12 protein-coding genes are annotated in these 15445 nt (G+C 63.9%); 6 read left to right on the forward strand and 6 right to left on the reverse strand.

Going from position 1 to position 15445, the window contains the following annotated elements:
* Both ACR9Y2_RS19335 and ACR9Y2_RS19340 read right to left on the reverse strand, forming a co-directional pair.
* Positions 1–1332 (reverse strand): (Fe-S)-binding protein, encoded by a 1332-nt coding sequence (locus ACR9Y2_RS19335; protein ID WP_435043232.1) that lies wholly within the window; start codon positions 1330–1332, stop codon positions 1–3.
* The gene (locus tag ACR9Y2_RS19340; protein ID WP_435043233.1) at positions 1319–2446 is read right to left on the reverse strand and encodes an FAD-binding oxidoreductase; all 1128 of its coding nucleotides are present in this window, start codon (positions 2444–2446) and stop codon (positions 1319–1321) included. The genes ACR9Y2_RS19335 and ACR9Y2_RS19340 overlap by 14 nt, the downstream gene beginning before the upstream one ends.
* Positions 2447–2489: 43 nt before the next feature.
* Between ACR9Y2_RS19340 and ACR9Y2_RS19345 the strand changes: the two genes are divergently transcribed.
* From ACR9Y2_RS19345 to ACR9Y2_RS19370, 6 genes are all read left to right on the forward strand, one after another.
* Entirely contained in the window at positions 2490–3692 is a 1203-nt protein-coding gene (locus ACR9Y2_RS19345; RefSeq protein ID WP_435043234.1) for a Gfo/Idh/MocA family protein, read from the forward strand.
* A gap of 95 nt (positions 3693–3787) precedes the next feature.
* Positions 3788–4933 carry an acyl-CoA dehydrogenase family protein gene (locus ACR9Y2_RS19350; protein WP_435043235.1) on the forward strand — a complete coding sequence of 382 codons (1146 nt, stop codon included), beginning with the start codon at positions 3788–3790 and terminating at the stop codon, positions 4931–4933.
* Positions 4934–4942: 9 nt separating this feature from the next.
* Positions 4943–5827: a methylmalonyl Co-A mutase-associated GTPase MeaB gene (meaB, locus tag ACR9Y2_RS19355; RefSeq protein ID WP_435043237.1), complete on the forward strand. Its 885-nt coding sequence runs from the start codon at positions 4943–4945 to the stop codon at positions 5825–5827.
* Complete coding sequence (mtnP, locus tag ACR9Y2_RS19360) at positions 5812–6690, forward strand: S-methyl-5'-thioadenosine phosphorylase (protein ID WP_435043239.1); 879 nt, start codon at positions 5812–5814, stop codon at positions 6688–6690. Before meaB ends, mtnP begins: the two co-directional genes overlap by 16 nt.
* A gap of 105 nt (positions 6691–6795) precedes the next feature.
* Positions 6796–8034: a glycosyltransferase family 9 protein gene (locus ACR9Y2_RS19365; RefSeq protein ID WP_435043240.1), complete on the forward strand. Its 1239-nt coding sequence runs from the start codon at positions 6796–6798 to the stop codon at positions 8032–8034.
* Between the two features lie 27 nt (positions 8035–8061).
* The gene (locus ACR9Y2_RS19370) at positions 8062–9360 is read left to right on the forward strand and encodes a 3-keto-disaccharide hydrolase (RefSeq protein WP_435043241.1); all 1299 of its coding nucleotides are present in this window, start codon (positions 8062–8064) and stop codon (positions 9358–9360) included.
* Positions 9361–9727: 367 nt separating this feature from the next.
* On the opposite strand, the gene ACR9Y2_RS19375 is transcribed toward ACR9Y2_RS19370, so the two are convergent.
* From ACR9Y2_RS19375 to ACR9Y2_RS19390, 4 genes are read right to left on the reverse strand one after another with little or no spacing between them, the layout of a single operon-like run.
* Positions 9728–10162 carry an ATP-binding protein gene (locus tag ACR9Y2_RS19375; protein ID WP_194452099.1) on the reverse strand — a complete coding sequence of 145 codons (435 nt, stop codon included), beginning with the start codon at positions 10160–10162 and terminating at the stop codon, positions 9728–9730.
* 3 nt (positions 10163–10165) lie between these two features.
* The gene (locus ACR9Y2_RS19380) at positions 10166–10534 is read right to left on the reverse strand and encodes an STAS domain-containing protein (RefSeq protein ID WP_435043243.1); all 369 of its coding nucleotides are present in this window, start codon (positions 10532–10534) and stop codon (positions 10166–10168) included.
* Between the two features lie 36 nt (positions 10535–10570).
* The gene (locus tag ACR9Y2_RS19385; RefSeq protein WP_435043244.1) at positions 10571–12973 is read right to left on the reverse strand and encodes a PP2C family protein-serine/threonine phosphatase; all 2403 of its coding nucleotides are present in this window, start codon (positions 12971–12973) and stop codon (positions 10571–10573) included.
* Positions 12970–15441, reverse strand: a complete 2472-nt coding sequence (locus ACR9Y2_RS19390; RefSeq protein ID WP_435043245.1) for a PP2C family protein-serine/threonine phosphatase — start codon at positions 15439–15441, stop codon at positions 12970–12972. The genes ACR9Y2_RS19385 and ACR9Y2_RS19390 overlap by 4 nt, the downstream gene beginning before the upstream one ends.
* Between the last annotated feature and the right edge of the window lie 4 nt (positions 15442–15445).

Genomic DNA, 15445 nt, shown 5'->3' on the forward strand with positions numbered 1-15445 from the left:
CTACTGCCCTGCCTTGCGATAGGCTTCGTCGAGTAGTTCCACGACATGCAGCACCTTCTGCTGCTTGCCATATTTTGTGACGCCGGCCTTCAACTGGATGGCGCAGCCCACATTGGCAGTGGTCACCACTTCGGCGCCCGTTCCGTTCACCATCGCCATTTTCTTCTGGAGCAGGGAATCGGCGATCTCGTCGTGGACGATGTTGTAAATCCCGGCGCTGCCGCAGCACAGGTCCGAGAGCGGCATTTCTTTGAACTTCACGCCAGGTATCGCATTCAGCAACTGGCGCGGAGCGGCCCTCACCTTCTGCCCGTGCGCCAGGTGGCACGAGTCCTGGTAAGTCACCGTCACACCCAGGGGCGCCATTTTCCCGGTGAGTTCAATCGAACCCAGAAACTCCGTGATGTCTTTCATCCTGGCCACGAATTGCTTCGCCTTTTCGGCGTACGCTGCATCGTGCTCCAGCAGTTCGTGGTATTCCTTCAGCGTCGAACCGCAGCCTGCCGCATTCGTAATGACTGCGTCGAAGTTGCCGGCAAGAAAGACGTCAATGTTCCTGCGGGCCAGGGCGCGTGCCTGTTCCTTCAGGCCCGAGTGGACGTGCAGAGCGCCGCAGCAGGTCTGTTCTGCCGGCAGGACGACCTCGCATCCGTTGGCCTGCAGCACCCGGACCGTGGCTTCGTTCAGCCTTGAGGACGTCACATTGGCCAGGCAGCCGGCCAGGAATCCCACTCTGTAACGACGCGGCCCCTTGGCTGGAAACGTCCGGCCCACTTTGTCGAAGAAGAATGGGACTTCCGCAGTTGGGGCGAGGTGCTCGATGCGACCCATTTTGCCCATCAATTTGAGCAGCCCGCTGCCGCGGACGATGGCCCGCAACCCCGTGGCTTCATACAGATACAGGAATGCCCCAGCGGTTTTGAGCATCCACGGCTTGACGAGTAGATGCTCGAAGATAAAGCCGCGGAATGCCCGTTCGTGCCATGGCCGCTGTTTTTTCGCCTCAATCTCCGTGCGCGCCGCTTCGATCAGACGCCCATAGGGAACTCCGGACGGGCAGGCGCTCTCGCAGCCCCGGCAGGCCAGACACAGGTCCAGGTGCTCCTCATACGATGCACCCGCTTCCACCTGCCCGGTCGCCACCTGCACCATCTGATAGATGCGGCCGCGCGGAGAGTCCATTTCCAGGCCTAGTTCACGGTAAGTCGGGCATGCATTCAGGCACAAACCGCAGTGGACGCACTTATCCAGGTCCACCGCTCGCGGAGCTTCCGGATGCCGGTTCGGCAGTACCGGGGGAAAGGCCGAGGTCGTCGTCTCAGAGGCGGCCATACAGTCTCCCTCGATTCAGCAGTTGATTCGGATCGAACAGCGCTTTCATGCGCTGCATCAGCTCCAGATCGGGACCCGGAGCCGGCCATTGTTCAATCTGCGCCTTCTCTTCTTCCGGCGCCCACTCCACAATCCTCGACCACGCTTTCGACTCCTGCGCGTCCATCCAGCGCCGCACGGATGCAGCATCCTCGAAGCCCAGGTAGGTCACGCCACTGCCCGCGCGGGCCAGGCTGGCCCCGCCGCTGCTATCCAGTACGGCCTGCAGGTCCATCAGCGGGTGGCCCACGCGGATCACGAACCGCGGCATGGCGGGGAACTCGGCCACCGCATTCCACAGCGCCTCTTCCCGATCTCCGGAAAGTTGCTCCGCGCCCGCCAATTCATCTCCGTAACGGGCCAGCAGTTTCTCGCTGCCGCCGGCGCGCACCAGCAGACAATCGCCGCTCAACGACAGTTTCTCCGCCGCCACGGCATTCACAACATCCAAAGAGGTCGGCTGCAGGACCCCGCGCAATATCTTGTCTCGCGCCATCACCGCTTGGGCCGCTGTAGGGAAACTCAGGGCGAAAGTGCGCGTACTCTCGGGAATCGGGCTCAGCTTGAAATTGAGGCTGACGATCGCCGCCAGCGTACCGAAGCTCCCGATCAGCGTCTTCTGCACATCCAGTCCCGCCACATTCTTGACCACCATGCCGCCGGACTGGACCAATTGGCCCTCCAGCGTCGCATAGCTCAACCCGATCACCATGTCACGCGCCGCACCATACACCCTGCGGCGTGCTCCGCCAGACCCGCAGGCGATCACACCCCCGATCGTGGCCCCCGCCGCGCAGGGCGGATCCAGCGGCAGCATCTGTTGATGGGCGGCCAGCGTCCGGGTCAATGCGCCGTACGACATGCCCGCCTCGACACTAATCGTCAGGTCCTTGGGTTCGTATTGGAGAATCCGGTCCAGCCGCGTGGTGGAGATGCGCAGGGCAGCGCCACCCGCCGGTCCAGCCATCCGGTCCTTCGTCCCGGCGCCGCCCATGGAGATCCTCTGGCCGTTTCCGGCCGCCTCGCGCAGCGACTCGGCCAGGTCCGCGGCGGTTGTCGGAGATAGTTCGGTCATCGGTATCGCAGAATCATTCTGACAAATTCGGTATCATCACCGCATGGGCTCCCGTCGTAATTTTCTGAGTACAGTCGCGTCCGGACTGGCCACCACGCTGGCCGCGCCGGGTGCCGTGCTCGGCGCCAACGATCGTTTGCGTGTCGGAATCATCGGTCCCGGGGCCCGTGGCCAGGAGATCATGCACTGGGCGATCGCCTGCCCGAACATCGATTTCGTCGCCGCCGCTGACATCTACACACGCCGTCTGGAACAGGCCAAGGCGATCGCTCCGAACATCAAGACTTACCTCGATCACCGCTACCTGCTCGACGACAAGTCCATCGACGCTGTCCTCATCGCCACGCCGCAGCATCTGCACTGTGAGCACTTCACCGCCGCGCTGGCCGCCGGCAAGCACATCTACCAGGAAAAGACGATGGCGTTCACCGTCGCCCACGCCAAGAAGATGCGCGAGGCGTACAAGGCCGCCAAAGGTCGTGTGGTCCAGGTTGGCCACCAGTCCTGCTCTTCCGGCCAGGCCACCGATGCAGCCCGCATGCTGGCCGAAGAGCCCATGGGCAAGATTACCTTCATCCACATGTGCCAGTACCGGAACACACCGCACGGCAAACCTCAATGGTCACGCCCCGTGTACCCGGATATGAACAGCGAGAACATCCTCTGGAAGCAGTTTCAGGGCGACAATCCGGATAGGCCTTTCGACGCCAACCGCTACATCAACTGGCGCTTCTTCTGGGACTACTCGGGCGGCAACGTCTATGAGAATATGTGCCACCAGGTGTCCTTCTGGTACAAGGCGATGAAGCTGCAGATTCCCAAATCTGTTTCCATGACCGGCGGCCTTTACCTCTGGAAGGACGGCCGCGAGGTGCCCGACTCGATGTGCGTCTCCATGGAGCAGCCCGAGGAGATGATCATCACCTGGAACTCCGGCTTCGGCAACGACAAGCTAGGCGTCACCGAGGACGTCCTGGGCGATGACGGCACCATCCAGAAGGGCAACCAGCTCCGCTATACCCCCCAGCGCGTCAACGTGAAGGACAAGGCCGAGAAGGTGGGCACTTCCATCACCGCGCCCCAGGCGCACATGCAGAACTTCTTCGACTGCATCCGCAACGGTGGCGAGCCGAACTGCCCCTTCGAACTCGGTTTCCGCACCTCCATCGCCTGCCGCATGGCCGTGGAAAGCTACCGCCAGCAGCGCATGGTGAAGTGGGACGCAGTCAAGGAAGAGATCGTTTAACACCAGGTCTCGCCCTCCCTGCAACCAATCAGCGCCTCGCCGTATCCAATGTCATAAGCCTGGGATCACCGGCTATTTGTGTGAGGAGGCGCCGCTTGGACTTTGAGTTCTCGTCGGAACAACTGCATCTGCGCCGCACCATCCGTGCCTTCGCCGAGGCCGAGATCGCCCCGCACGTCCTGGAGTGGGACGAAACGCAGACATTTCCGGCGGACGTCATCCGCAAGCTGGGCGGCCTCGGCTGCCTGGGCGCCATCTTCCCTGAGGAATACGGCGGAGCCGGGCTCTCCTACATCGACTACTCGATCATCGTGGAAGAACTGGCCCGGGTCGACCCATCTGTCGCCCTCATCGTCGCCGCCCACAATTCGCTCTGCACGAATCACATCTATCTGGCCGGCAGCGAGGAACAGAAGCAGCGCTACCTGCCGCGGCTCACCTCCGGCGAGTGGCTGGGCTGCTGGTCACTCACTGAACCCGATGCCGGTTCCGACGCCGGCGGCACCCGCACCCGTGCCGTGCCCAGCGGTGACGACTGGGTCATCGAAGGCTCCAAGACCTTCTGCACCAATGCGCACCATGCGCACGTCTGCGTCGCCATGGCCGTCACTGACCGATTGGCCGCCCATCACGGCATTTCCGCCTTCATCGTCGAAAAGGACACGCCCGGCTTTCGCACGGGTAAGAAGGAAAACAAGCTCGGCATGCGCGCGTCCGACACAGGCGAGGTGATCTTCTCCAACTGCCACCTGCCGGCGTCCCAGTTGCTGGGCCAGGTGGGCGAAGGCTTTGTCGACAGCCTGCGCATTCTCGACGGCGGCCGCATCTCCATCGCCGCCCTCAGCATCGGGTGCGCCCAGGGTGCCTATGACGCCGCCCTCAAGTACAGCAAACAGCGTAAGCAGTTTGGCCGCTTCATCAGCGAGTTCCAGGCCATCCAATACAAGCTCGTCGATATGGCGACGGAAATCGACGCCGCACGCCTGCTCACCCTGCGTGCCGCGGCTTTGAAGGATCAGGGCCGCCGCGTGACCCGTGAATCCGCCGTGGCCAAGCTCTTTGCCTCCGAGATGGCCGTACGAGCCTGCAACGAAGCCCTCCAGATCCACGGCGGCTATGGCTTCATCAAGGACTACCCCGTGGAGAAGTTCTATCGCGACGTGAAGCTCTGCACCATTGGCGAAGGCACCAGCGAGATCCAGCGCCTGGTCATCGCCAGGCAGCTGCTGCAGAACCAGTAGACTGAACAGGTGGCCGTTCCGCAGACACCTCTCCCTGAGCGTATCCTGAGCGGCGACATCCGCGCCATCGCCCGCGCCTGCAGCCTGGTGGAGAACCGTGCGCCCCAGTCTGCGGACATCCTCAAAGCGCTCTTCCCGCACAGCGGGCGGGCGTTTACTTTGGGGATCACCGGCTCGCCCGGAGCAGGGAAGAGCACCCTCACTTCAGCCCTCATCTCGGAACTGCGCCGCCGCCAGCAGCGTGTGGCCGCGATCGCCGTCGACCCCACCAGCCCGTTCTCCGGCGGAGCCATCCTGGGCGACCGCATCCGCATGGCGGCCCATCACGAGGACCCGGGCGTCTTCATCCGCTCCATGGCGACCCGCGGAGCCTTAGGCGGACTCGCCCCCACCACCCACGACCTCGCCCTCCTCCTCGATGCCGCCGGCTTCGACTGGATCCTCATCGAGACCGTGGGCGTCGGCCAGGACGAAGTCGACATCGCGCGTCTCGCCCAGGCAACAGCCGTTGTCCTGGCCCCCGGCATGGGCGACGAGGTCCAGGCCATCAAGGCCGGTATCCTCGAAATCGCCGATGTCTTCGTCCTGAACAAGGCAGACCAGCCCGGCGCGGCCCGCCTGGAACAGGACATGCACGAATGGCCGCGTCCCCTGGTGAAGACCGTCGCAACCACCGGCGAGGGCCTGCCGGAACTCTGCCAGACGCTGGCGTCCATCCGAGCCAATCTGCCGACCCGCCGAATCGAGGCCCATTGGGACTACAGGCTGCGCCAGATGTTCGCCGAACGCGTCGTCGCCCGGCTCGATCCCCAGGCCGTAGCACAGGCCGTCCAAAGGGTCGCTGGCAGAGAGTGCGATCCATATACGATCATCGAAGAATGGCTGAAAGTCTGAATCCCAAGATCGGCATCATCGGAGGCAGCGGCCTCTACCACATGCCCGGCTTCACCAACCAGCGCGAGGTGAAGGTAGATACCCCGTTTGGCGACCCGTCCGACCCCTATGTCGTCGGTGAACTCGAAGGCAAGCCGGTCGCCTTTCTGGCCCGTCATGGCCGCGGTCACCGCATCAGCCCGTCCGAGCTGAATTTCCGCGCCAATATCTACGGATTCAAAAAGCTGGGCATCGAGACCATCATCTCGCTCAGCGCTGTCGGCAGCCTGAAGGAAGAGCACAAACCGCTCGACTTCGTCATCCCCGATCAGTTCGTCGACCGCACCCGCGGCCGCATCTCCACCTTTTTTGGCGAGGGCCTGGTGGCCCATGTCAGCTTTGCCGACCCGGTCTGCCATCACCTCGCCTCTACCCTGAATCAGGCCTGCCAGAACGCCGGAGTGGGCGCCACGCTCGGCGGCACCTACATCTGCATGGAAGGCCCGGCCTTCTCGACCAAGGCGGAATCCAACCTCTACCGCAGCTGGGGCATGGATGTCATCGGCATGACAAATCTCCAGGAAGCCAAACTGGCGCGCGAGGCCGAGCTCTGCTACTCCACCATCGCCATGGTGACCGACTACGACTGCTGGCATCCCGATCACGACGCCGTCACCGTGGCCGACATCATCCGCAACCTCACACAAAATGCTGAGAACGCCGCCAAAGTGGTGAAGGCCGCTGTCGGGCTCATCTCCGATGGCCCGCGCACCTGCGGCTGCGGACGCGCCCTGGAATACGCCATCCTCACCGACAAATCGACCGTTCCGGCGGCGACCTTCAAAAAGCTCGAGCTGATCGTAGGCAAATACTTCCAGGGTTGATACCCCCAGGCGGGACGGTTTCCATATGATCCGTCCCGCCCCTTCTGCTTCGTACACGATGGATGGCCGGCACTCATCCGGCGCTAGAGAGACGGTGGACTCAATTTGGAAAGCATTGCACCCGCCGAACTGGCTGTTGAACTCCTGAATCACTGCCTGCGCGGCTCTCAGTGGCCCCAGGACCTCCTGCAGGCGCTCACCGAAGAAGCGCTCGACGAAGACGAACGCCTGGCCGCACCCGCCACCCGCGCGCTGTTCTCGATCCTCGTCGAACGCCTGGCCGACCTCTTCGAGCCAGCCCTGTGCGATGTCTACGCCGCCCTGTTTTCCACCGTGATCGAAAGCGCCCTGCCGGAGCTCCGCGCGACCGATCTCCAGGTCCGCTACCGCCATGTCCGCACTGTCAGGCCCGTGACATTCGACCCGGAGAACGTCTTCGTCCTCTCTCGCGTTACTCTCGGCGCCGACATCGCCGTCACCAGCATCCTCCTCGACGCCGCCCGCCAGCGCTTCCCAAAAGCCCGCATCTGGTTCGTGGGTCCAAAGAAAGCCTGGGAGCTCTTCGAGAGCTCTCCCTATCTGCACCACCTGCCCGTCGCCTATGGCCGCCGCGGCCTGCTGGCCGATCGCCTGACCGTCTATCACGATCTCAAGAAGGCGCTCGACCAGCCCGGCAGCCTCGTACTCGACCCCGACTCCCGCCTCACCCAGCTCGGCCTGCTCCCCATCTGTCCGCCTGAGCAGCACCACCTGTTCGAAAGCCGTTCCTATGGGGCCGATTCGCTCGCCTCGCTGCCTCAACTCACCCGGCAATGGGTGCGTGCGACTCTCGGGGTGGAAGATGCCCAACCCTGGCTCCATCCCAAGTTCCAATACGATTTCGGGGCCCAGCCCGTCACCACCGTCAGCCTCGGCGTAGGAGAGAATCCAGCCAAGCGTGTGGAAGATCCCTTCGAAACCGAACTCCTGAGCATGCTCGCCTCGCGGCCCGGCCTGGTAATGGTGGATGCCGGAGCACCCGGCAGTGAGGAAGAGGAGCGCGTTCGCCGCGCCATCGAGAGCACCGGCCTGTCGGCCGACCGCATCGGCCTCCACGAAGGCTCCTTCGCGTCCTTCGCCGCCATGATCGCCGCCAGCGAACTCTATGCCGGCTACGACTCCGCCGGGCAGCACGTCGCCGCCGCCCTGGGCGTCCCGCTCATCACTGTCTTCGCCGGCTACGCCAGTGACCGCATGTTCGCCCGCTGGCGGCCTGACAGCCCCGGCCCCAGCACCGTCATCCAGGCCGCGTACCAGGACCCCCAGGACCTTTTGGCCGCCGTCCGCGCTGCTCTCCCGCTGTAAACTGGGGAGGCCTCATCCGGCTTAGCCATGCGCCAGACTTGCCTCCCCCTCCTCCTCGCCTGCCTGGCTGCCGCCAGTTGCTCACCCCCGAAAGTGCCGCCGCCTGCGAAAAAGGCCGGCGCACCGCCGCAGGAAACAGCCGCCAAGCCCGATGCAAAAGACGCAGCCAAGCGGCCGGCAGGGAAGAGTGCAGTCCCGGCGAAATCCGCCGCCGCCAAGCCCACGGCTTCGAAATTGGCTGCCAAACCCTTCGTCCTGCCGGCAGTGGAACTTACGCCCCAGCAGGTGGCCGACGGCTGGATCAATCTCTTCGACGGTTCGTCCCTGTTTGGCTGGAATGCCTCGTCCGGAACCAACTGGACCGTCCGGGACGGCGCCATCGCCGCGCCCGCCAGTGGGTGGCTGCTCACCCACCAGCCGTTCACCGATTTCCGCCTGCGGCTGCAGTTCCGCACCACCGGGGCGGCGTCGGCCGTGTTGGCCCTCCGCGCCAGGCCAGACGGTGATCCCACGCAATCCGGCTTCCTGGTCGATCCCGCCAAGCTGAACGCGAAGCCCGGCGATTGGCACGCCTACGACATCCTGGCCCGCGGCAGCGACTACATCGTGCTGCTCGACGGCCGGCAGTTGCTCCGCACGCGCCGCTTCAGCCCCCAGGCCGGAGCCCTCGCCCTTTCCGCGGGCGCTATTGAGTATCGCGCCATCCAACTCCGCCCACTCGATATGGCCTGCATGTTCAACGGCACGAATCTCGACGGCTGGCGCCGGGTGGAACGCTCTCCTGCTCCTCCACAGCCCGCCGAGTGGACCGTCCGCGATGGCGCGATCCATGTGGAAAAAGGACCTGGCCAGCTCGAGTCGCAATACGCCTTCGACGACTTCATCTTCCAGGCGGACATCCGCGCCAACAGCACCAACCCGTCCCTCCATCCCAACAGCGGCGTCTTCTTCCGCGGGGATCGCGATATCTTCTGGTCAGGCTACGAGGTCCAGGTTCGCAACGAGTTCACCGCTGGCGATACATCCAAATCAGTGGACTTTGGCACCGGCGGGCTCTACCACCGCCAACCTGCACGGCGCATCGCAGCCAGGGACAATGAGTGGTTCACTATGACCGTTAGTGCCTCCGGGCGGCGTATCTCTGTTTGGATCGATGGAGTTCCGGTCACCAGTTATCGGGATGCCGGCGCCGAAGGCCTGAATGTCCGCGATGGCAAGGCGCGCCTGCTGCGCGGCAGCATCTCGCTGCAGGCACACGATCCAACAACAAATCTGGATTTCCGCAGCCTATGCATCGCACCGATGGCCCGGCTCAGCGAAAAATGATGCATTAGTACGTCCAGCCCCCGTGGATAGAGCAGGCTCGCTCATTGCCCTATCTTTCTGCTGCGCAGTTGGTTAGAGCCGGTGCCGCTTCACCCCGGCTGGGGGAGCGGAAACAATTTTGACGTCAATCTGCCTCCACCGATTTAAAATGTCCCCCCAAAACTCTTGATATGCGCTGAGTTTTGGAGTAGCATTTCCCCAAGCTCTGGAGGAGGAGCTCGTGCGCTTCCTGAACGGGAAGCTGGTCCCAATAGTGGCTTCTTGCGAGCTGACGCCTGGTGTCTGACTCTCCTCCGCAGTTACTCGGCGTCTGGGGCGGCTCTATGGGCCGCCCCCTTTAAATCCTGCAGCCCGCATCCCATCCCGCCTAGTGCTTCTTGAGCTTCTTCACCATCCGCAGTTCGTTCTTCTCCCCGGGCACAATCCGGTACTGCACATCGTCCATGATCGTGCGGATCAGGCGCAGACCAAGCCCGCCCGACTTCCTCTGGCGGATCAGTTCCTCCACCTCCTGCGGCTGCATTTGGCCCGGATCGAACCCTCGCCCCGTGTCGATGATCTCGAACCGCAGGGTGTCGTCATCCACCACTGCCCTGATCGTTACGTCGTGAGTCGCTTCCAGCCCATAGGCGTGCTCAATTACGTTCGCACAGGCTTCGTCGACGGCCAGTGCCAGTCGCGCCACTTCGCCTTCATTGAACCCCACCTGGACCCCGATGTTGGACACGAAGTCCCGGATCATCGCCAGGTTTTCCGTGGACGAAGGCACTTTCAGGGAGAAGGTCTTCTCAAACGACGGCATGGGTCAGAACTCCTTCCGGCCACCCTCGGCGAATTTTGCCGCGGCGGCCTCCACGGTATCCAGAATGTCGAACAGGGCGGGGAAGCCCAGTACCTCAAAAACCTGATACACCTTCGGCGCGATCGCAGCCAGCTTGATGTCACCGCCCGCGTCACGGATCTCCTCAATGAAACTCATGAAGACGCCCAGCCCAGCTGAGGAGATGTAAGTGAGACGGCCGCAATCGGCAATCAGATTCAGGTTGCCCGCCTGCATCTCTTCCTGAATCGCATTCTCGAAATGCGGCGCCGTATGCGCATCCAGGTATCCATCCAGCGCCAACACGCGCACCGCGCCCTGGTTGCCTCGTTCAATCTGAAAATTGGTGGCCACGAATTCCTTTTCTCCCTCCGCCTATCGTAATGGATCCTACGTCTGGCTCCGCCGGGCGACTGGTCCATTTTCAGCGCGCAGCACCACAACGGTCAAATCATCATGCGGGTCGGCCTCGCCGCGGAACACACGCGCCGCTTCAATGATGGCCGCTTCAATCCCGTACGCATTCAGGTGCGCCGACTGCAGCACCACCGCAACCAGCCTGTCTTCGCCAAACTGCTCCTGCTTCGAGTTCATACACTCGGTCAAACCATCGGAATACAGGACAATCGAATCGCCGGGCTCCAGTTCGACGTCCTGCACCTCGAGATTGCGCTCGAACACCAGACTCCCCGTGATCCCCAATCCCACACCCTTCGGCTGCAGGAACTCGCAACTCTTCAACGCCGCGCGATACAGCACCGGCGGATTGTGCCCCGCCCGCACATGCCGGAACACACGCTTCTCCGCATCCAGCACACCCAGCGACATCGTAATGAACGTCTTCCGCTTGCCCGTCTCCGAAACAAACCGGTTCAACCGCGATGCAATCAATGGCAGGTCGGGGAATCTCGTCTGGGCCGAGGCCAGCATGCCTTTGGTCAGCGTCATATAAAGCGCCGCCGGCACGCCCTTGCCCGAAACATCCGCCACGCAGAAGCCCCATTGCCCGTTGGGGAATGGTAAGTAATCGAACAGATCCCCACCCACCTCGCGTGCGGGTTCGCAGGCCCCTTGAATGCTGAATCCGGGGATGTCCGGCGCGCTCGACGGCAGCATGCCCTGCTGCGCGCGACGCGCCACGCTGAACTCCGCCTGCAGCCGGTCGCGGTCTGAACGCGAAAGCCCCAACGCGCCCGGCTCCATCAAGGTCTGTATCGCCGCCTCATCCGTCGCACGCCCAAAGATCCAGACGCCCGCCGCGGCCGCCACCACCACACCCTGCACCGCGATCACCTGCCAGCCGCCGGACCGTTGCCCAAGAGCCAGGAACGTCATCGCATGGATAGCAGCCCACATCCCCACCGGAGCCACCCACACCGCCAGCACGCCCGTCGCCCGGTACAGCAGCGCCATGCCGCCCAATAGGCATACCGCGTAGACCAGGTTCGGCCACACCAGGGCAGGGAAGGGGTCACGATAGGTTGCCACGAACACCACGCCCGCCGCGCCCAGCAGAATCCATCGCAGCGCCGGCCGCCGGATCTGGAAAAGGGCCCAGGGCAGGGCCAGGATGAAGAAACCGTAGGTCTCCCACGACAACAACACCCCTTCGAACGGTTCGAAACCAGGCGATGGCGAATACAGGAAACCGGGGTCGAGGATCTCCACCACCGCATCGCGCCAGCCGGGAATCGCGGCGACCAGGTAAGGCAGGCAGGCCAGGCCCGCGCCTGCGCACAGACCCAGTGCCACTTCCCGCCCAAACTGCCGGTCCAACAAACGGCCCAAAGTCAGCAGCCGCAGTCCCACCCATCGGGTCCGTTCCGTCACCGGGAGAATGGAATACCCGGCCGCCACCAGCACGAACACCGTCAAGGCCAGGAAGGCATTGATCGCCAGCGTGATCACCACATTCGCATCGCCCAGGCCGCCGCTCTCGAACGACCGGAACGCGCCGTCCGACCGCGCAGCGCCGCCCACCACCGCCAGCACAATCGGCACCGCCGCGATCAGCACAGCACGATACCCGAAAGCAGCGTGGTCTTTCCGTTTAGTCAGCCGCTGAAACACCAGGTAGGTCGCCAGCAGAGTGAGCGCCGAGATCAGCAGGATCCGCGTCACGCCTTTAATGTCCTGCCGCCGGGAGTTTGCCTCCCTCACCGGAGTCATCAGCCGCGCCGCCACATCCAGGCTGTAACTCACCCGCACCACTCGCGGACCGTTCGTGACCACTTCGATGTGCGCCACCATGCCCGGTGAGTCCTTGTCCGCCCATTCGAATGCCGACCGCAAGCCCTCCTGGCTCCGCACCCCGCTCGCTGTCCGTTCAAACCGGTCCGCGAACCCGCCTGCATAGCGGTGCAGTTCCCGCTCGGCCACACCCGGCTCGTCGGCCGCATTGGTTTTCGATGCCTGCACCCTGGGATTGCGGTCCACATAGCCCATCGGCCGTCCGTCCGGAGCCAGCGTCACCAGCACCGCCTCCGAGTCCTTTGGCGATGCCGCCAGCACCCGGATCTGCAGTGGATTGAATGCTTCCGTGATGACCTTGCCGCCGAACGCCTGGCGCACCTGGCTGTGCTGCCGGTCAATCCGCGTCGACACATACGTCGGCCATCCCGAAATGTTGGTGCCGTATTCCTGCGCCAGCTTCTGCGCGGCACTGATCGCCTCGCCTCGTGTCAGCTTCGGCTGCCACGTACGCGTCGCACTGTCGTGCGCGGCAAACAGGCCCGCCAGGATGGCGACACCCATCGCGCTCAACACCGGTACGGCGATCGTCCCGTGCCTCACGCAACTTCCTCCATCTCGCCCTCGGCGACGGAGTCGTAGCGCAGCACCACTGCTGTCAGGTCATCTGTCAGTTCTTCCCTGGGATGCTCGCCGCCCTGCATCACCGCGTCCAGCACGGCATCATGCAACTGTCCAGCCGACTCAATATGGCGGAACGCCGCTGCCTTTCGCAGCAGTTCCTGCGGCGACCCCGCCTTCCGCGCCTCCAGCAGTCTCGACAGCCCGTCCGTGTAGATGAACAGCGCGTCGCCCGGCATCACTTCCAGATGCGCCGACTCCACCGCCTCCCCGGCCTGATGCGGCTTCGGCGCCAGTTCGGCCACCGCGCCGTCCTGCGACAGGATGAGCATCCGCGGATACGGCCCCACGCGCGCCATGCGCACCGTGCCGTCCGCTGGATTCAACAGGAACAAAGCCAGGCTCGTCCGGCCCGACGGCCTCTCCAGATAGCACCCCAGCGCATCCTCCAGCCGGGCCAGCGTCTCTTCCACCGTCGCCCCGGCCGACGCCTCGTACATCAGGAAGCCCTTGGCCAAAGCGATGGTGAGTGCCGACGCCAATCCGTCGTTGCCGCCTTCGGCCACCACCACGCCCAACCGTCCTCCGGCGACCGGGAAGAAGTCGTAGAAGTCGCCCCCCACTTCGTGCGCCGGCGTGCACGACGCCGCGATAGTCAGCCCCGGCACCTGGGGCGGATGCTCCGGCAGCAGCCGCAACTGTGCTTCGCGAGCGGCATTCAGTTCGGCCCGCAGCGAAAGCCGTTCGGCCAGATTGCGCGCGTGCTTCGGCTGGACCTCTTCTTCCTCATACCGGCGCCCGCGCCAGGCTGCAATCGCGAACGGCAGCAGCGTAGCCGCCGCCACTCCGGCCGTCAGCAACAGGCTCCCTCGCCAACTCGGCAGAATTCGTGCCATGTCCACGATCGAGGTCAGAAACATGTACGCCGTCAGCGTGGCCACGGACGCCAGGTAGTCCATCGCGAAAAATGGCGCCAGCGCCGCAATCATCACCACCGCGGCGCCGAACCAGTAAATGGGCGAGGTGATCGCCACCGCGTCGCCGAGATTGCCCAACACCAGCGCGGTTACCGCCAGCAGGACATACTGGATCCTCCGCGACTTCACGTGCCGCCGCAGGAACGTCAGCGGCACCAGCAGGTTCGCTACCGAATTGAACAAAGCCACCAGGGGCAGGTTCACCAGCAGGATCAGCAACGGCACCCGTCCAAATGTGAAGGCGACCGGGCCAAACGGACTTTGCGCGGCCCGCATGCTGAACAGTGCATACCCGGTCTGCTGCAGCAGAAACAGCCAGGCCGCGGCGACCGCGCCGGTCACCACCGACGCCCCCACGTTGGCCGAGAATACCTTCCCGCACAGCAGCGTATCGAGGGACGTCAGCTTCCCCGGCCACGACTCCCTCACCTCGCCCTCGCCTGAGCCGTACGCAATCCCCAACAGCAGCCCCTGCAGCGCAAAACTGAACGCAATCGCGAATAGCTGCAAATAATAAGCGGGGCCGCGCAGTTGATCGGGCCGCAGTTCCGGCACGCTGAAAAACGGGTCCACCGCCAGGATCACCAGCCCGAACGCCAGCATCGTCGAGGCCAGCATCAGCATCCTCAGGTGCGGAGCTTCCTTTTCCATCGTCCGCCGCGTATACCGGTAGCCCGCATAGAGCGCCAGGAACACCAGCAGCACCACACGCAGAGTGCCGCCCAACTGCTCCGTCGCCGCGGTTGGAGTGATCTCCCTGTCGACAAAAGAATCCGCAAAGTTGGGCCGCACTTCCCGCCGGCTGATGCGCTTGCCCACTACATCGAACGTGAAGGCCAGTTCGATCTCCGGCGTACGCCGCGGCTGGATGCGCCAGGTGAAACGCCGCGCACTGCCGGCGCCAGCCCCCTCGGCCGTCGACACCTCCGGCTCTCCAAATCGCGACAGCGCCATGTCGCCCAGCCAATACTTCAGCGCCCGCTCCGCCACCATCCGCGCCTCAGCTTCCGTAGTCTCTCCAGTATCGGTGGGCAGCACGGCCCCGCCCAGCCGGAATGCCGTCACAAAGCCGCTGGGCCCCATCTCCGCCTGCACCCAGCCCAGGTCGTCGGGCCGCATCAGCAGAGTGGATATGGATGCCACCGGAACGAACATGCGGGTCCGTGAACGCTCCAGGTCGCGTTGGCGCTCGAAGTACTTCACCGCATAGGGCCGCTTGGCGAAGTTGACATACTCCCTCCAGCCGCGCACGTCAATTCCAGCGTCACGCGCAATCGCCCGCGTCAGTTCCAACGCCTTCTGCCGGTCAATCGTGATTTTCAGGTCGCTGCCGCGCCGCCCTGATTGCTGGATCCAGTACCCCCCGGCCAGCGCCAACGGGGCGGCCAGCACGAAGAACAGCGTCCAGCGCCTTCGGGCCGCTGAACTCCCTGGCTCCACAAACGGCTTCAGCAGAGCATCGGAAATCGGCATCAGT

This window comes from Paludibaculum fermentans (assembly GCF_051172195.1).
Taxonomy (GTDB): Bacteria; Acidobacteriota; Terriglobia; order Bryobacterales; family Bryobacteraceae; genus Paludibaculum; species Paludibaculum fermentans_A.